The sequence below is a fragment of the Pseudomonas sp. JL3 genome (assembly GCF_031570575.1).
Lineage (GTDB): Bacteria > Pseudomonadota > Gammaproteobacteria > Pseudomonadales > Pseudomonadaceae > Aquipseudomonas > Aquipseudomonas cucumis.
On the sequence record NZ_JAKWJK010000007.1, the window covers coordinates 89,097 to 105,774 of the forward strand.

At 59.3% G+C, this 16,678-nt stretch carries 15 protein-coding genes and 1 pseudogene; 12 read left to right on the forward strand and 4 right to left on the reverse strand.

Features of this window, described 5'->3' with window-relative positions:
• Positions 1 to 18 precede the first annotated feature (18 nt).
• From arcA to MMG91_RS14640, 11 genes are all read left to right on the forward strand, one after another.
• The gene (gene arcA, locus MMG91_RS14590; protein ID WP_305446599.1) at positions 19 to 1,275 is read left to right on the forward strand and encodes an arginine deiminase; all 1,257 of its coding nucleotides are present in this window, start codon (positions 19 to 21) and stop codon (positions 1,273 to 1,275) included.
• A 69-nt stretch (positions 1,276 to 1,344) separates the two neighbouring features.
• Positions 1,345 to 2,355 carry an ornithine carbamoyltransferase gene (locus MMG91_RS14595; protein WP_008005440.1) on the forward strand — a complete coding sequence of 337 codons (1,011 nt, stop codon included), beginning with the start codon at positions 1,345 to 1,347 and terminating at the stop codon, positions 2,353 to 2,355.
• Between the two features lie 155 nt (positions 2,356 to 2,510).
• Entirely contained in the window at positions 2,511 to 3,440 is a 930-nt protein-coding gene (gene arcC, locus MMG91_RS14600) for a carbamate kinase (protein WP_310659988.1), read from the forward strand.
• Between the two features lie 12 nt (positions 3,441 to 3,452).
• Positions 3,453 to 3,815 (forward strand): DUF5064 family protein, encoded by a 363-nt coding sequence (locus MMG91_RS14605; protein WP_310659989.1) that lies wholly within the window; start codon positions 3,453 to 3,455, stop codon positions 3,813 to 3,815.
• A 168-nt stretch (positions 3,816 to 3,983) separates the two neighbouring features.
• Positions 3,984 to 5,492: a sigma-54-dependent transcriptional regulator gene (locus MMG91_RS14610; RefSeq protein WP_310659990.1), complete on the forward strand. Its 1,509-nt coding sequence runs from the start codon at positions 3,984 to 3,986 to the stop codon at positions 5,490 to 5,492.
• A 438-nt stretch (positions 5,493 to 5,930) separates the two neighbouring features.
• Entirely contained in the window at positions 5,931 to 6,314 is a 384-nt protein-coding gene (gene gcvH, locus MMG91_RS14615) for a glycine cleavage system protein GcvH (protein WP_008005432.1), read from the forward strand.
• An 11-nt stretch (positions 6,315 to 6,325) separates the two neighbouring features.
• Positions 6,326 to 9,178, forward strand: coding sequence for an aminomethyl-transferring glycine dehydrogenase (gene gcvP / locus MMG91_RS14620; RefSeq protein WP_310659991.1), 2,853 nt, complete (start codon positions 6,326 to 6,328; stop codon positions 9,176 to 9,178).
• A gap of 161 nt (positions 9,179 to 9,339) precedes the next feature.
• On the forward strand, positions 9,340 to 10,716 hold the full coding sequence (locus tag MMG91_RS14625; protein WP_305446605.1) for an L-serine ammonia-lyase: 1,377 nt from the start codon (positions 9,340 to 9,342) through the stop codon (positions 10,714 to 10,716).
• A 33-nt stretch (positions 10,717 to 10,749) separates the two neighbouring features.
• Complete coding sequence (gene gcvT, locus MMG91_RS14630) at positions 10,750 to 11,874, forward strand: glycine cleavage system aminomethyltransferase GcvT (RefSeq protein ID WP_310659992.1); 1,125 nt, start codon at positions 10,750 to 10,752, stop codon at positions 11,872 to 11,874.
• Between the two features lie 380 nt (positions 11,875 to 12,254).
• Positions 12,255 to 12,467, forward strand: a complete 213-nt coding sequence (locus MMG91_RS14635; RefSeq protein WP_003175786.1) for a cold-shock protein — start codon at positions 12,255 to 12,257, stop codon at positions 12,465 to 12,467.
• Between the two features lie 94 nt (positions 12,468 to 12,561).
• Positions 12,562 to 13,050 carry an RDD family protein gene (locus MMG91_RS14640; RefSeq protein WP_007903319.1) on the forward strand — a complete coding sequence of 163 codons (489 nt, stop codon included), beginning with the start codon at positions 12,562 to 12,564 and terminating at the stop codon, positions 13,048 to 13,050.
• A 135-nt stretch (positions 13,051 to 13,185) separates the two neighbouring features.
• On the opposite strand, the gene nadA is transcribed toward MMG91_RS14640, so the two are convergent.
• The 3 genes and pseudogenes from nadA to MMG91_RS28990 form a co-directional block, all read right to left on the reverse strand.
• Positions 13,186 to 14,244 carry a quinolinate synthase NadA gene (nadA, locus tag MMG91_RS14645; protein WP_310659993.1) on the reverse strand — a complete coding sequence of 353 codons (1,059 nt, stop codon included), beginning with the start codon at positions 14,242 to 14,244 and terminating at the stop codon, positions 13,186 to 13,188.
• Between the two features lie 275 nt (positions 14,245 to 14,519).
• Positions 14,520 to 14,702, reverse strand: coding sequence for a LuxR C-terminal-related transcriptional regulator (locus tag MMG91_RS14650; protein ID WP_310659994.1), 183 nt, complete (start codon positions 14,700 to 14,702; stop codon positions 14,520 to 14,522).
• A 65-nt stretch (positions 14,703 to 14,767) separates the two neighbouring features.
• Positions 14,768 to 14,905, reverse strand: a pseudogene (locus MMG91_RS28990) (hypothetical protein); the annotation flags it as partial.
• A 140-nt stretch (positions 14,906 to 15,045) separates the two neighbouring features.
• Here MMG91_RS28990 and MMG91_RS14655 point away from each other — a divergent pair.
• Positions 15,046 to 15,306 carry a hypothetical protein gene (locus MMG91_RS14655; protein ID WP_310659995.1) on the forward strand — a complete coding sequence of 87 codons (261 nt, stop codon included), beginning with the start codon at positions 15,046 to 15,048 and terminating at the stop codon, positions 15,304 to 15,306.
• Positions 15,307 to 15,454: 148 nt separating this feature from the next.
• Here the strand turns inward: MMG91_RS14655 and MMG91_RS14660 are convergent, their stop codons facing one another.
• Complete coding sequence (locus tag MMG91_RS14660) at positions 15,455 to 16,669, reverse strand: aminotransferase class V-fold PLP-dependent enzyme (RefSeq protein WP_310659996.1); 1,215 nt, start codon at positions 16,667 to 16,669, stop codon at positions 15,455 to 15,457.
• Positions 16,670 to 16,678 lie beyond the last annotated feature (9 nt).

A 16,678-nucleotide genomic window follows, 5' to 3' on the forward strand; every position in this document is an offset into this window, starting at 1 on the left:
ATCTGGAGGATCACTGTAATGACCACCGAAAAAGTTAAGTACGGCGTCCATTCCGAAGCCGGCAAACTGCGCAAAGTCATGGTTTGCTCCCCCGGCCTGGCCCACCAGCGGCTGACCCCGAACAACTGCGATGAACTGCTTTTCGACGATGTACTGTGGGTTGCTCAAGCCAAGCGTGACCATTTCGACTTCGTCACTAAAATGCGCGAGCGCAACGTCGACGTGCTGGAAATGCACAACCTGCTGACCGACATCGTTGCGATTCCTGAAGCCCTCGACTGGATCCTGGAGCGCAAGATCACCGCCAATTCGGTGGGCCTGGGCCTGGTCAACGAAACAGCTTCCTGGCTGCGTAGCCTGGAGCCGCGCAAGATCGCTGAATTCCTGATTGGCGGCGTCTCCGCCGATGACTTGCCGGACAGCTTCGGCGGCAAGACCATTCAGATGTTCCGCGAATATCTCGGTCACTCAAGCTTCATTCTGCCGCCACTGCCCAACACCCAGTTCACCCGCGACACCACCTGCTGGATCTACGGTGGCGTGACGTTGAACCCGATGTATTGGCCGGCACGTCGTCAGGAAACCCTGCTGACCACCGCCATCTACAAATTCCACCCGCAATTCACCAACGCCGACTTCCAGATCTGGTACGGCGATCCGGACCAGGACCATGGCAGCGCCACCCTTGAGGGCGGCGACGTGATGCCGATCGGCAATGGCGTGGTATTGATCGGCATGGGCGAGCGCTCGTCCCGCCAGGCCATCGGTCAATTGGCGGTCAACCTGTTCAAGAATAAAGCGGTCGAACGAGTGATCGTCGCCGGCCTGCCCAAGTCCCGCGCAGCGATGCACCTGGACACCGTGTTCAGCTTCTGCGACCGCGACCTTGTGACCATTTTCCCGGAAGTGGTGAACCAGATCGTCGCCTTCAGCGTGCGCCCTGATGAAAGCAAACCGGGCGGTGTCGACATTCGCCGCGAAGAAACCAGCTTCCTCGACACCGTGGCCAAGGCCCTCAACCTGAAAGCGCTGCGCGTCGTCGAAACCGGCGGCAACAGCTTCGCCGCCGAACGCGAGCAATGGGACGACGGCAACAACGTGGTGGCGGTGGAACCCGGCGTGGTGATCGGCTACGACCGCAACACCTATACCAACACCTTGCTGCGCAAGGCCGGTGTGGAAGTCATCACCATCAGCGCCAGTGAACTCGGTCGCGGGCGTGGCGGCGGCCACTGCATGACCTGCCCGATCATTCGTGACCCTATCGACTATTAACTTTCAAACCCTGGCCGCCGCTTACCCTGCGCGGCCCGGGGGATAACCGATACCCAAGGAGATCCAATCATGGCTTTTAATATGCGCAATCGCAGCCTGCTGAGTTTGATGCACCACACCACTCGCGAGCTGAATTACCTGCTGGACCTGTCCCGTGACCTCAAACGCGCCAAATACACCGGCACCGAGCGTCCACACCTGCAAGGCAAAAACATCGCGCTGATCTTCGAAAAAACCTCGACCCGCACCCGGTGCGCCTTCGAAGTCGCGGCCCATGATCAGGGCGCTCACGTCACCTACATCGACCCGGTGTCATCACAGATCGGCCACAAGGAAAGCATGAAAGACACCGCCCGCGTGCTCGGGCGGATGTTCGACGCCATCGAGTATCGCGGCTTCGAACAGGAAATCGTCGAAGAGCTGGCGAAGTTCGCCGGTGTGCCGGTGTTCAACGGTTTGACCGCCGAATTCCACCCGACGCAAATGATCGCCGACACCCTGACCATGCGTGAACACAGCGACAAGCCGCTGCACGACATCAGCTACGCTTACTTGGGCGATGCCCGCTACAACATGGGCAATTCGCTGTTGATGATCGGCGCCAAACTCGGCATGGACGTGCGCATCGCCGCGCCGAAAGCACTGTGGCCACATCAGGACTTCATCGATCAGTGCAAAGCCTTCGCCGAGGAAAGCGGCGCGCGCATCACCATCACCGAAGACCCGAAAGAAGCGGTCAAGGGCGTGGACTTCATCCACACCGACATCTGGGTGTCGATGGGTGAGCCGGTGGAAGCGTGGGACGAGCGCATCGAACAGCTGCTGCCCTACCAGGTCAACGCCGACATGATGAAGGCCTCGGGCAATCCGCGCGTGAAATTCATGCACTGCCTGCCGGCGTTTCACAACAGCGAAACCAAGGTCGGCAAAGACATCGCGGCGCGCTATCCGCACTTGGCCAACGGCGTCGAAGTGACTGAAGAAGTCTTCGAGTCGCCGGCCAACATCGCCTTCGAGCAAGCGGAAAACCGCATGCACACCATCAAGGCGATCCTGGTGTCGGCGCTGGCGGATATCTAAAGACTGACGCGGTGATCGTTCCCACGCTCTGCGTGGGAATGCATCCGGTGACGCTCCGCGTCACATGGGACGCAGAGCGTCCCGGGCGGCATTCCCACGGGGAGCGTGGGAACGATCATCGTGTTGTTCGTTCCCTCTCTGAAAGGATCTGCATTATGCGTATCGTCGTTGCTCTGGGCGGTAACGCCCTGCTCCGCCGGGGTGAACCCCTGACCGCGGACAACCAGCGCGCCAACATCCGAACCGCTACCGAACAGATCGCCAAGGTCCATTCCGGCAACCAACTGGTGATCGCCCACGGCAATGGTCCACAGGTGGGCCTGCTGTCGTTGCAAGCGGCGGCCTACACCCAGGTTTCCCCTTACCCGCTGGACGTGCTCGGTGCCGAAACCGAAGGCATGATTGGCTACATCATCGAACAGGAACTGGGCAACCTGCTGGACTTCGAAGTCCCGTTCGCCACCCTGCTGACCCAGGTCGAAGTCGACCCCAACGACCCGGCGTTCCAGGCCCCAAGCAAACCCATCGGCCCGGTCTACACCAAGGCCGAAGCGGAAAAACTCGCTGCCGAGAAAGGTTGGGCGATTGCTCCAGACGGCGACAAATTCCGCCGCGTGGTCGCCAGCCCGAAACCCAAACGCATCTTCGAAATCCGCCCGATCAAGTGGCTGCTGGAAAAAGGCAGCATCGTGATCTGCGCCGGTGGCGGGGGCATCCCGACGATGTACGACGCCAACGGCAAACTGCAGGGGGTGGAAGCGGTGATCGACAAAGACCTGTGCTCAGCGCTGCTGGCCGAACAGCTTGAAAGTGATCTATTGGTGATCGCCACCGACGTCAGCGCCGCGTTCATCGACTTCGGCAAGCCCACCCAGAAAGCCATCGCCCAGGCTCACCCCGATGAGATGGAAAAACTAGGCTTCGCGGCCGGCTCCATGGGACCGAAGGTCCAGGCGGCCTGCGAGTTCGCCCGCCATACTGGAAAAACCGCGGTGATCGGTTCACTCTCGGACATCGAAGCGATCGTCCAGGGCAAGGCCGGCACGCGTATCAGTACGGCGACACCTGGCATAACTTATTTATAAGGAGAGACGTCAATGGCAACGTTTGAGCCGGGTCATCTGCACATCGAACGTCACGCGCTGACAAAGGACGATGTCAGCTACAACGTGTGCATCGACTATGAAGTTACCCAGGATCCCAAGGACGGCAAAGGGATGCTGTTCACGATGCACGGCAGCATTGAAGGCAAGGAGCTGAAAGAAACTTTCTTCCTGCCCAAGGATCAAGCCTACAACTTCGCCAGCAATGTGACGAAAATTGCCGAGAAGTACGGGATTCCCAAGGCATACAGCAGCATCGGTTCGATCCACAAGTACTACGATGAGATGTTCGAAGATGTGCGGGTGCAGCTGAACATGAAATCGGGCGACCCGGTCAAACCTGAACATTTGGAATAAAACGCTCCCCTTGGTAAATGCTGAACCTGTGGGAGCGGCGGTGCGGCGATCCGACTTGCCCGCTCCCACATTAGTTCGGTGTAACCCTGAAGTCCTGCGCAGGATTTCACCATTGGCCCGCCTCAAGGCATACTTGCCACCCTCCGCATTCCAGAACCCAGCCGCCCCATGCGTATCCACGTCAGTTTCATCGACCGCGTCGGTATCACCCAGGAAGTCCTGGCTCTGCTCGGCGGGCGCAATCTCAATCTGGATGCGGTGGAGATGGTGCCGCCCAACGTCTACATCGACGCCCCGACTTTGAGCCCGCAGGTGCTCGAAGAGCTGCGCGATGCACTGTTCAGCGTGCGCGGCGTGCAAGCAGTGACGGTGGTCGACATCCTTCCCGGCCAGCGCCGTCACTTGCAGCTCGATGCGTTGCTCGCCGCCATGACCGACCCGGTGCTGGCTCTGGACAGCGCCGGCAAGGTGCTGCTGGCCAACCCGGCATTGATTGCCCTGTACGGCCGCGAACCGGCCGGCGAAAGCATTAGCGAGCTGTTTGCCGACCCGGCGCTGCTCGACGCGTTGCTGGAAAACGGCTTCCGCCTGCCGCTGCGCGAAATCACCGTCAACGGTCAGACCCTGCTGCTGGACGCCACGCCGATCACCGACGCCGGCGCCCTGCTGACCCTGTATCAACCGAACCGCATCGGCGAACGCCTCTCGGCGCTGCACCACGACCACGCCGAAGGCTTCGATGCCCTGCTCGGTGAATCCCCGGCCATTCGGACGCTCAAGGCCCGCGCTCAACGGGTGGCGGCCCTTGATGCACCATTGCTGATCCAGGGCGAAACCGGCACCGGTAAAGAACTGGTGGCCCGCGCCTGCCACGCCATCAGCGCTCGCCACAGTTCGCCGTTCCTGGCCTTGAACTGCGCGGCATTGCCGGAAAACCTTGCCGAGAGCGAGCTGTTCGGCTACGCCCCCGGTGCCTTCACCGGCGCACAACGGGGCGGCAAACCGGGGCTGATGGAACTGGCCAACCAGGGCACGGTATTTCTCGACGAGATCGGTGAAATGTCGCCGTACTTGCAGGCGAAATTGCTGCGTTTTCTCAACGACGGTAGCTTCCGCCGAGTCGGTGGCGATCGTGAAGTGAAGGTCAATGTGCGGATCCTCAGCGCGACCCACCGCGATCTGGAAAAAATGGTCAGCGAAGGCGCCTTCCGCGAAGACCTGTTCTATCGCCTCAACGTCCTCAATGTCGAAGTGCCGCCGTTGCGCGAACGCGGCCAGGACATTCTGCTGCTGGCGCGTTACTTCATGCAGCAGGCCTGCGCGCAGATCCAGCGCCCGGTCTGTCGCCTGGCCCCAGGCACCTATCCGGCGCTGCTGGGCAACCGCTGGCCGGGCAACGTGCGGCAATTGCAGAACGTAATCTTCCGCGCCGCTGCAATTTGCGAAAGCAGTCTGGTGGACATCGGCGACCTCGACATCGCTGGCACTTCCGTGGCACGCCAGAGTGATAGCGAGGTCGACAGCCTTGAACAGGCCATGGAAGAGTTCGAGAAAACCCTGCTGGAAAAGCTCTACGTCAGCTACCCCTCGACCCGCCAACTGGCCAGCCGCCTGCAAACCTCCCACACAGCGATTGCCCATCGGTTGCGTAAGTACGGCATACCCAACAAACCGTAAGGCTTCTGTATTGATCGTTCCCACGCTCTGCGTGGGAATGCAGCCCGGGACGCTCCGCGTCCCAAAGCGGACGCAGAGCGTCCATTGAGGCATTCCCACGCGGAGCGTGGGAACGAGCACTCACTCACTCAAAAACGACCTCCACCTGTACTGAAAGCGCTACAGTGGAACGATATCGCTACATCTTCTCCTGATCACCGCTGTGCAAGGCTTTGATCCACCTCAGCTTTTTTCTTCAGTCTGTGCTGTAGCGATTTCGCTACAGCCAGCCCTTCTCCGCCTTCCGCAAAAACAAATAACTAATTGATTTATAAAGAATAAATAACATTGGCCGCGATTTTGCTTAGCTTCTATAAAAAAGCAGCGTCCATAAAACAGGGCATTGCCCCAGCATTCAATCGCGTCCACCAGACGAGTCTGGCCCCCTTAGGAGTTTCCATGAGCGAGTTGCGTTTTACTGAAGATCACGAATGGCTGCGCACCGAAGCTGACGGCACCGTCACCGTCGGCATCACTGCTTTCGCACAGAACGCCCTGGGCGACGTGGTTTTCGTACAACTGCCTGAGCTGCAGTCCTACGACAAAGGCGCTGAAGCCGCCACCGTGGAATCGGTAAAAGCCGCCAGCGGCGTGTACATGCCACTCGACGGCGAAGTGCTGGAAGTGAACCCGGCGCTGGACAGCAGCCCTGAACTGGTCAACGAAGATCCGCTGGGCGAAGGCTGGTTCTTCCGCTTCCAGCCAACCGACGCCTCGGCTGTCGGCCAACTGCTGGATCAAGACGCTTACGACCGTCTGATCAAAGCCAACGCTGAAGCCTGAGGAAAACCGACATGACTCAAGTAAACCTCAGCACCGCCAACGAATTCATCGCGCGCCACATCGGCCCGCGTGCCGGCGACGAGCAAGCCATGCTCAACAGCCTGGGCTTTGACTCGCTGGAAGCCCTGAGCGCCAGCGTCATTCCCGACAGCATCAAGGGCACCAGCGTTCTCGGTCTGGAAGATGGCCTGAGTGAAGCGGATGCCCTGGCGCTGATCAAATCCATCGCCGGCAAAAACCAGTTGTTCAAGACCTACATCGGTCAGGGCTACTACGGTACTCACACGCCGTCGCCAATCCTGCGCAACCTGCTGGAAAACCCGGCCTGGTACACCGCTTACACCCCGTACCAACCAGAAATTTCCCAAGGTCGTCTCGAAGCGCTGCTGAACTTCCAGACCCTGATCAGCGACCTGACCGGCCTGCCGATCGCCAACGCCTCCCTGCTGGACGAAGCCACCGCCGCCGCCGAAGCCATGACCTTCTGCAAACGCCTGAGCAAGAACAAAGGCAGCCACGCGTTCTTCGCCTCGGTACATTGCCACCCGCAAACCCTCGACGTGCTGCGCACCCGTGCCGAGCCGTTGGGCATCGACGTGGTGGTAGGCGATGAGCGCGAACTGACCGATGTCAGCGCATTCTTCGGTGCTTTGCTGCAATACCCGGCCAGCAACGGTGACGTGTTCGACTACCGCGAACTGACCGAGCGTTTCCACGCGGCTAACGCGCTGGTCGCAGTCGCGGCTGACCTGCTGGCCCTGACCGTGCTGACCCCGCCAGGCGAGTTCGGCGCCGACGTGGCCATCGGCAGCGCGCAACGCTTCGGCGTGCCGCTGGGCTTCGGTGGTCCGCACGCGGCCTACTTCTCCACCCGCGATGCGTTCAAGCGCGACATGCCGGGCCGTCTGGTCGGCGTTTCCGTGGACCGTTTCGGCAAGCCGGCCCTGCGCCTGGCCATGCAGACCCGCGAGCAACATATCCGCCGCGAGAAAGCCACCAGCAACATCTGCACCGCCCAAGTGCTGCTGGCCAACATCGCCAGCATGTACGCCGTGTACCACGGCCCGAAAGGCCTGACGCAGATCGCCCAGCGCATTCATCACCTGACCGCGATTCTCGCCCAAGGCTTGAGCGCACTCGGTCTGACTGTCGAGCAAGAAACCTTCTTCGACACGCTGACAATTAAAACCGGCGCTAACACCACCAAGCTGCACGACCAGGCGCGCGCCCAGCGCATCAACCTGCGTGTTGTAGATAGCGAGCGTCTGGGTCTGTCCCTCGACGAAACCACCAGCCAGGCCGACGTTGAAACCCTGTGGAGCGTGCTGGCCGACGGCAAGGCGCTGCCGGACTTCGCCGCCCTCGCCACCACGGTCGACAGCACCCTCCCGGCCGCGCTGGTTCGCCAATCGCCGATCCTCAGCCACCCGGTATTCAACCGTTATCACTCGGAAACCGAGCTGATGCGCTACCTGCGCAAGCTCGCCGACAAGGACTTGGCCCTGGATCGCACCATGATCCCGCTGGGTTCCTGCACCATGAAACTCAACGCCGCCAGCGAAATGATCCCGGTGACTTGGGCTGAATTCGGTGCCCTGCACCCATTCGCCCCGGCCGAGCAAAGCGCCGGCTATCAGCAGCTGACCGATGAACTGGAAGCGATGCTCTGCGCCGCCACCGGCTACGACTCGATCTCCCTGCAACCGAACGCCGGTTCCCAAGGTGAATACGCTGGCCTGCTGGCGATTCGCGCCTATCATCAGAGCCGTGGCGAAGACCGTCGCGACATCTGCCTGATCCCCTCGTCCGCCCACGGCACCAACCCGGCCACCGCCAACATGGCTGGCATGCGTGTGGTCGTGACCGCGTGCGATGCCCGCGGCAACGTCGACATCGAAGACCTGCGCGCCAAGGCCATCGAGCACCGCGAACACCTCGCCGCGCTGATGATCACTTACCCGTCGACCCACGGTGTGTTCGAAGAAGGCATCCGCGAAATCTGCGGCATCATTCATGACAATGGCGGCCAGGTTTACATCGACGGCGCCAACATGAACGCCATGGTCGGCCTCTGCGCACCGGGCAAGTTCGGCGGCGACGTGTCCCACCTGAACCTGCACAAAACCTTCTGCATTCCACACGGCGGTGGCGGCCCGGGCGTCGGCCCGATTGGCGTCAAGTCGCACCTGACCCCATTCCTGCCGGGCCACGCCCAGATGGAACGCAAGGAAGGCGCGGTCTGCGCGGCACCGTTCGGCAGCGCGAGCATTCTGCCGATCACTTGGATGTACATTCGAATGATGGGTGGCGCGGGTCTCAAGCGTGCTTCGCAACTGGCGATCCTGAATGCCAACTACATTTCCCGTCGCCTCGAAGAGCATTACCCAGTGTTGTACACCGGCAGCAATGGTCTGGTGGCGCACGAATGCATCCTCGATCTGCGTCCGTTGAAAGACAGCAGCGGCATCAGTGTCGATGACGTCGCCAAGCGCCTGATCGACTTCGGCTTCCACGCCCCGACCATGTCTTTCCCGGTGGCCGGCACGTTGATGATCGAGCCGACCGAAAGCGAATCCAAGGAAGAACTGGACCGCTTCTGCGACGCCATGATCCGCATCCGCGAAGAAATCCGCGCAGTGGAAAACGGCACGCTGGACAAGGACGACAACCCGCTGAAAAACGCGCCGCACACCGCCGCGGAAATCGTCGGCGAGTGGACACACCCGTACAGCCGCGAGCAAGCGGTGTACCCGGTTGCGTCGCTGATCGAAGGCAAGTACTGGCCACCGGTCGGTCGCGTCGACAACGTCTTCGGCGATCGCAACCTGGTCTGCGCCTGCCCGTCGATCGAAAGCTACGCTTAAACCTGCACAACAATGATCGTTCCCACGCTCTGCGTGGGAATGCCTCTCGGGACGCTCCGCGTCCGCTTTGTGACGCAGAGCGTCACGGCTGCATTCCCACGCGGGAGCATGGGAACGATCGATCTGTGCCGATCCTCATAACAAGAAACCGGAGAACAACCATGTCGTTAAGCGTGTTCGACCTGTTCAAGATTGGCATCGGCCCCTCCAGCTCCCACACCGTCGGCCCGATGCGTGCCGCTGCGCGTTTCGCCGAAGGTCTGCGCCGTGAAGGGCTGCTGGCGGCAACCACCTGCGTCAAAGTCGAGCTCTACGGCTCGCTCGGCGCCACCGGCAAAGGCCACGGCAGCGACAAGGCTGTGTTACTGGGCCTGGAAGGCGAACACCCGGACACCGTGGACACCGAAACCGTCGCCGCTCGCCTGCAAGAGATTCGTGGCAACGGTCGCTTGAACCTGCTCGGCGAACACAGCATTGCGTTCAACGAGAAAGAACACCTGGCGATGATTCGCAAACCGTTGGCCTATCACCCCAACGGCATGATCTTTCGCGCGTTCGATGCGGCTGGCCTGCAGATCCGCAGCCGTGAGTACTACTCGGTCGGTGGCGGATTCGTCGTCGATGAAGACGCCGCCGGTGCCGACCGCATCGTCGAAGACGCCACACCGCTGACCTTCCCGTTCAAAAGCGCCAAGGACCTGCTCGGTCACTGCACCACCTACGGTTTGTCCATCAGCCAAGTGATGCTGACCAACGAAAGTGCCTGGCGCCCGGAAGCGGAGACTCGTGCCGGTTTGCTGAAGATCTGGCAAGTGATGCAAGACTGCGTCACCGCCGGTTGCCGCAACGAAGGCATCCTGCCCGGTGGACTGAAGGTCAAACGCCGGGCCGCGGCGCTGCATCGGCAATTGTGCAACAACCCGGAATCATCGCTGCGCGATCCGCTGTCGGTGCTGGACTGGGTCAACCTGTACGCCTTGGCGGTCAACGAAGAAAACGCCAACGGCGGACGCGTGGTCACCGCGCCCACCAACGGTGCAGCCGGAATCATCCCGGCGGTGCTGCATTACTACATGCGCTTCATCCCCGGCGCCAACGAAGATGGCGTCGTGCGCTTTCTACTGACGGCTGCCGCGATCGGCATTCTGTACAAGGAAAACGCCTCGATCTCCGGTGCCGAAGTCGGCTGTCAGGGCGAGGTGGGCGTCGCCTGTTCCATGGCCGCCGGCGCCTTGTGTGAAGTGCTGGGCGGCACGGTGCAGCAGGTGGAAAACGCGGCCGAAATCGGCATGGAACACAACCTCGGCCTGACCTGCGACCCGATTGGCGGGCTGGTGCAAGTGCCTTGCATCGAGCGCAACGCCATGGGCTCGGTCAAAGCCATCAATGCAGTGCGCATGGCCTTGCGCGGCGACGGTCAGCACTTCGTCTCCCTCGACAAAGTCATCCGCACCATGCGCCAGACCGGCGCCGACATGAAAAGCAAATACAAGGAAACCGCCCGTGGCGGTTTGGCGGTCAACATTATCGAGTGCTGATGCGCGCATCTGCACTATTTTCAGGAGCTGGATATGTCCACCGAACAATTGTTGAAAACCCCGTTGCACGCACTGCACCTCGAACTCGGCGCCCGCATGGTGCCGTTTGCCGGCTATGACATGCCGGTGCAATACCCGATGGGCGTGATGAAAGAACACCAGCACACCCGTGATCAGGCCGGGCTGTTCGATGTTTCGCACATGGGCCAGATCCGCCTGACCGGCGCCAACGCGGCCCAAGCCCTGGAAACCCTGGTGCCGGTGGACATCATCGACCTGCCGGTGGGCATGCAGCGCTACGCGATGTTCACCAACGAGACCGGCGGCATCCTCGACGACCTGATGGTCGCCAACCTCGGTAACGACGAACTGTTCCTGGTGGTCAACGCGGCCTGCAAGGACCAGGACCTGGCGCACCTGCGCAAGCACATCGGCGGCCAATGCACGATCGAGCCACTGTTCGAAGAGCGCGCGTTGCTGGCTCTGCAAGGCCCGGCCGCTGTCACCGTGCTCGCACGCCTGGCGCCGGAAGTTGCGAAGATGACCTTCATGCAGTTCGCCCGCGTGAAGCTGTTGGGCGTGGACTGCTTTGTCAGCCGTTCGGGCTACACCGGTGAAGACGGTTTCGAAATCTCCGTACCAGCGGCCAATGCCGAAGCCCTGGCGCGTGCCCTGTTGGCCGAACCGGAAGTAGCGGCCATCGGCCTCGGAGCTCGCGACTCCCTGCGCCTGGAAGCCGGCCTGTGTCTCTACGGCCACGACATGAATACCGAAACCACTCCAATCGAAGCGAGCCTGCTGTGGGCGATCTCCAAGCCTCGCCGTGCCGATGGCGCACGGGCCGGCGGATTCCCCGGCGCTGAAACCGTGTTCGCCCAACAGCAAGCCGGTGTCAGCCGCAAACGCGTTGGGCTACTTCCGCAGGAACGTACGCCAGTGCGCGAAGGTGCAGAGATCGTCAACGAAGCCGGCGAAATCATCGGCAGCGTGTGCAGCGGTGGTTTCGGTCCGACCCTCGGCGGTCCTTTGGCCATGGGTTACCTCGACAGCGCTTACATCGGTCTGGATACGCCGGTTTGGGCAATTGTTCGTGGGAAAAAGGTGCCTTTGCTTGTAAGCAAAATGCCATTTGTTCCACAACGCTACTACCGTGGTTGATTGACTGTTTCTATAAGTAACGCGACTGCGTTAACAGTGCACTAATCTGTAACGCAGCCGCCATAAAACAGTGCGTACGTTTCGTTTATGAACGTTACTTATAACGATCGAAAACAACTGAACAACTCTGTCAAAAAAGCCCGCGCTAGTGTGACCAACCCGAGGAAATACGGGCCTTCGCAGGGCTTGTTTTTTCTCCCGTAGTTGGCGTAGAGTTTGTTCACTGTGTTTGCATGGGTCGCTTGGAATCGTGACCTGGGCAGTAGCCTACAAGTTAGCTACATCCCGTTCGACGCCTTCTTACTCTCCTGCAACCAGCCCCAGTACTCTTTCACCAGAAGGAGGCTGTCATTCATTTTTTGCGTCAAAGGAAATAAGAAATGTCCCAACGTCAGAGCGGTACCGTCAAGTGGTTTAACGACGAGAAAGGTTTTGGTTTTATCACTCCAGAAAGCGGTCCGGATCTGTTCGTACATTTCCGCGCTATTCAGGGCAACGGCTTCAAGAGCCTGAAAGAAGGCCAGAAAGTGACTTTCGTTGCTGTGCAAGGCCAGAAAGGCATGCAGGCTGACGAAGTACAAGCAGAAGCCTGATCTTCTGTAACGAAAAAGCCCCTGATACTGATATCAGGGGCTTTTTTGTGCGCGTAAATCCGTAAAATGGCTTCTTTTCCGTTCAGAGGCTGCCATGTCGAAACACCTGCTCTACCCACAGGGCGACTTCCCCGCCGTCGGCCTGGGGCGTCGTCTGGCAGCGATGTTCTACGACTTTCTGTTATGCACCGCCCTGCTGATCGTCACCAGCGGCATTTACAAGATGATTCAGATGGCGATCATCGGCGAAGGCCAAATGCGCGCCTTGACTGAAGCCGGCGCGCTGGACGGTGATCCGCTGCTGTCGACGGTGCTGTTGTTCGTGCTGTTCGGCTTCTTCGCCAAGTTCTGGACCTGGTCGGGGCAGACGCTGGGCATGCAGGTCTGGGGCATCCGCGTGCAAAACGCCGATGGCTCATCCATCAGCCTGTGGCAGGCGCTGTTGCGCTTTGTGGTGTCGATCGCGTCCTGGCTATGCCTGGGGCTGGGGTTCTTCTGGTCGCTGTTCGACAAGCAGAAGCGCAGCTGGCATGACATCTATTCCAATACCCAGCTTGTACGGATCCCAAAGAAAACCAAGTAATTGCGCCGTATGAAAATCACTGTGGGAGCGGGCTTGCTCGCGAAATCGGTGTGTCAGACAACATCAATGCTGAATGACATGCCCTCTTCGCGAGCAGGCTCGCTCCCACAGTTTTTGCGGCTTAACTGACAGCTCTCAAGCGTTCCCCGCCAACTTCATCCGCGCCGCCTGCGTGAAATCAAGCATCCGCTTCAACGGCCGCACCGCCTGCGGAATCAACGCCGGATCAACGAAGATCTCGTTGGTCCCCTCGCGCAAGCTCTTCAGCGTGCGCTCAAGCGTGTTCATCGCCATCCACGGGCAATGCGCGCAACTGCGGCAGGCCGCGCCGTTACCGGCCGTTGGCGCTTCGATAAAGACCTTGTCCGGGCACAGCTGCTGCATCTTGTAGAAGATGCCACGGTCAGTGGCCACGATCAGGGTCTTGTTTGGCAGACTTTGCGCAGCAGCGATCAACTGACTGGTGGAACCCACCGCGTCGGCCAAATCGATAACGGCGGTCGGCGACTCCGGGTGCACCAGAATGGCCGCATCCGGGTACAGCGCTTTCATGTCTTCGAGCTGCTTGGCCTTGAACTCTTCATGGACGATGCAGGCACCGTCCCACAGCAGCATGTCGGCGCCGGTTTTGCGCTGGATGTAAGTGCCCAGGTGTTTGTCCGGGGCCCAGATGATGGTTTCGCCGTTATCCATCAGGCTTTCGACGATTTCCAGTGCACAGCTGGAAGTCACCACCCAATCCGCCCGGGCTTTGACCGCCGCCGAGGTGTTGGCATACACCACCACCGTACGTTCCGGATGCTGATCGCAGAACGCCGAGAATTCATCTACCGGGCAACCCAGGTCCAGCGAACAGGTCGCTTCCAGAGTCGGCATCAGCACGCGTTTTTCAGGGTTGAGGATTTTCGCGGTTTCGCCCATGAATTTTACGCCGGCGACCACCACGGTCTTGGCCGGGTGGGCATTGCCGAAGCGGGCCATCTCCAGAGAGTCGGAGACGCAACCACCGGTTTCTTCGGCCAGGGCCTGAATGACGGGATCGCAATAGAAGTGGGCAACCAGCACTGCGTCCTGAGCCTTGAGCTCGGCAGCGATGGCAGTACGGTAATAAGTCTCTTCCTCGGCGGTCAGCGGCTTGGGCTGCTTGGCGTCGAGGTGAGCTTGAACCAGAAGGCGTTCGGAAATCTGCGTCATGTTCGCAAGACCTGCAGGCGCTTTCGCGCGAAAGTCGAGTATACACCCGGCTCTGGACCCTTCAGGGTACCGCCGGGAGAGTGAGTGTTCATCAGGCGTGGATAGCGTTGAAGATGCGCAAGGCTACAGAATATCCCCGAGATGCAAAAGACCATTCTGACCTGCGTCACGCGGTGCAGCATCCGGCTTGAGCCTCTGCTCACATTAGAGGCTTCTTTCAGCCATTTCGACCAAAGGCGGCACTGGTGAAACCACGAACGCGGTCCACCTCTTGCTCAGGGTTGAATCAGGCCGGCATTTATAGCGAGCAGCACCGCAGCGCGGCGAGACGTCACACCAAATTTGCGGATGACTTGAAAATTGATATTGGCTTCAGAGCAGTTAAAAATTGCCGATATCTCCCAACTGGTCTTGCCTTTGGAACACCATCGCAGGATTTCTCTTTCTTGCTCGGTCAAACTAAAGGTGCCTTGTGAAGCTGAATCGAAGACAAAGGATGCAGCACTTTGAAGTGCTATATCTTTTAACAAGACAAGATTAGAGATCTCTTGAGAAATATGAGAGCGAGCGATGGCTGTCGTTTCTGCATCAGACAGAAACTAAACACGCCAAATTCTCCACGAGCCCCGTGCATCGGCAAGGAAACGCCATGGATAAGTCCATGTGAATGGGGACGTGACTAGTAAAACTGATAGTGGTGTCGCATTACCTTTCAAGAGGACAATGAGTGCTGTACATCACGGAGGGATCAAATGTTTATCGAAATCGCACGACGCGAGCACTTGAACACACAGCGCCTTGATGGAATGCACCAGTTGCGGGCACACATTTTCAAAGACAAAAAATCGGGATGTCCACGTCATTGATAACAAAGAGGTCGACGAATACGACAGTCTCAACCCTTATTACCTGTTGATCAGTCAGCATACGGGCATATCCATGACCCGCTTTGGCCCTTCATTGCGCATCGGTATCGAACAGGCCGTAGCCCTTAATATTAACCTTGACGAGAAAACCCTGCAGGCGCTGTTCGGCGCATCAGGTGTTCGGCCGAGTCATTAGCCTGTATGGGTGACAACCCGTGCGCAAACGCTTCAACTCTATGCCATAACTCGGATCGAGGACCGACCCAAGCAGCAGTTCCGCAAGGTCCGACCTAATCGCCAGGCGGACTTTCTACTGCTTGGGAGCGATAGTCGCGTCCACTCTTTCAGCGGGCAAGATCACCTGTGAAATTGTCCAGCGCATTAAGGAAACTTCCCAGCATCTGATCGCTGATGTCACCCATGTGAGGAATGCGCATCATGACCTGACCACTTTCGGCCATCAGTCGCTTGTTCAACTTGCCATACCCCGTGTCGATCAAATATCCGGCTTCGCGCATCAGTACCTTAGTGCGCGACAGGTCGAGTCTGGAATCGACATAGAGCGAGGTGAGCGACGGGGACGCATCGGCGTCCTCAGTAAACAACCTGAAGCGTTCCGGCCGGGCGCGCACCCAGGTCCGTACATCGTTCTGCTGCTTGCGGTGCCGTGCAAACCGCGCCTGCAAGCCTTCCTGATTGACGATGTAATCAAGTTGAACATGCATCTGGTTGAGCAATGTGCAGTTCGGTGTCGTCAGGGTTTGTCCCTGCCGCGCCATATCGACGTGCCGAAGCAGATCCAAGGTGTACACCCTGTTCTTTATTGTCTGCGCCTTGGCGAGCGCAGCCTCATTGACGAAAGCGATTCCGAACCCGGGTGGCAGCGCCAGGCATTTTTGCGTGGCCGTTACGTAAGCGGCGGGAAGTGCTTGTGCGATACACGTGGGTGCGCCGGCAAAAAGACTGACGCCATCGACAATGGCAAGCGCTCCGTGCATGCGAATCAGCTCACAGACCTGGACAATATCAGTCGCTACCCCAGTGGAGCTTTCATTGTGGGTCAGCGTGACCACATCGAAACTCCCCTTGTCCAGAACACTCTTCAGAATGTCCAAGTCGATACCGGCACCCGGCGTAAAATCCAGGCGCTCAACGTGGGCATTGAAGCCAGTGGCCAACGTCTGGAACAGCTCGCCAAAGGCACCGACGCAAATACACAGGACGCGGTCGGTCTCGGCAACCAGCGAGCGCACTGCGCACTCCATGGCGTTGCTGCCACTGCCATTGATCAGCGTCGCCTGATAGGCCGCGGGCAACTCAGCGATGTGCTCAAGGTTCATCAGAATGTTCGAGATAATCTCGACTGCCTGCTTGTCTCGATGTCCGAATTCCGGGTAGCTACCGGCTTTGCGTACCTCGGGCCTGATCCAGGTAGGACCAGGGATGAACAGTTTTAACTCGCTCAAAATCACTCCTTGGATGGCAAGACTAAAAAAGCTGGAACCTCCTCCGAAAGTTGATGGCTGGGAGCCTCCGAATGTCGCTTGCAAGCGCGCCATATACTATCA

What these genes read in the sequence shown, in the direction of transcription:
- arcA (WP_305446599.1), top strand. Translation starts at nt 19, where the DNA reads ATGACCACCGAAAAAGTTAAGTACGGCGTCCATTCCGAAGCCGGCAAA.
- MMG91_RS14595 (WP_008005440.1), top strand. Translation starts at nt 1,345, where the DNA reads ATGGCTTTTAATATGCGCAATCGCAGCCTGCTGAGTTTGATGCACCAC.
- arcC (WP_310659988.1), top strand. Translation starts at nt 2,511, where the DNA reads ATGCGTATCGTCGTTGCTCTGGGCGGTAACGCCCTGCTCCGCCGGGGT.
- MMG91_RS14605 (WP_310659989.1), top strand. Translation starts at nt 3,453, where the DNA reads ATGGCAACGTTTGAGCCGGGTCATCTGCACATCGAACGTCACGCGCTG.
- MMG91_RS14610 (WP_310659990.1), top strand. Translation starts at nt 3,984, where the DNA reads ATGCGTATCCACGTCAGTTTCATCGACCGCGTCGGTATCACCCAGGAA.
- gcvH (WP_008005432.1), top strand. Translation starts at nt 5,931, where the DNA reads ATGAGCGAGTTGCGTTTTACTGAAGATCACGAATGGCTGCGCACCGAA.
- gcvP (WP_310659991.1), top strand. Translation starts at nt 6,326, where the DNA reads ATGACTCAAGTAAACCTCAGCACCGCCAACGAATTCATCGCGCGCCAC.
- MMG91_RS14625 (WP_305446605.1), top strand. Translation starts at nt 9,340, where the DNA reads ATGTCGTTAAGCGTGTTCGACCTGTTCAAGATTGGCATCGGCCCCTCC.
- gcvT (WP_310659992.1), top strand. Translation starts at nt 10,750, where the DNA reads ATGTCCACCGAACAATTGTTGAAAACCCCGTTGCACGCACTGCACCTC.
- MMG91_RS14635 (WP_003175786.1), top strand. Translation starts at nt 12,255, where the DNA reads ATGTCCCAACGTCAGAGCGGTACCGTCAAGTGGTTTAACGACGAGAAA.
- MMG91_RS14640 (WP_007903319.1), top strand. Translation starts at nt 12,562, where the DNA reads ATGTCGAAACACCTGCTCTACCCACAGGGCGACTTCCCCGCCGTCGGC.
- nadA (WP_310659993.1), bottom strand. Translation starts at nt 14,244, where the DNA reads ATGACGCAGATTTCCGAACGCCTTCTGGTTCAAGCTCACCTCGACGCC.
- MMG91_RS14655 (WP_310659995.1), top strand. Translation starts at nt 15,046, where the DNA reads ATGGAATGCACCAGTTGCGGGCACACATTTTCAAAGACAAAAAATCGG.
- MMG91_RS14660 (WP_310659996.1), bottom strand. Translation starts at nt 16,669, where the DNA reads ATGGCGCGCTTGCAAGCGACATTCGGAGGCTCCCAGCCATCAACTTTC.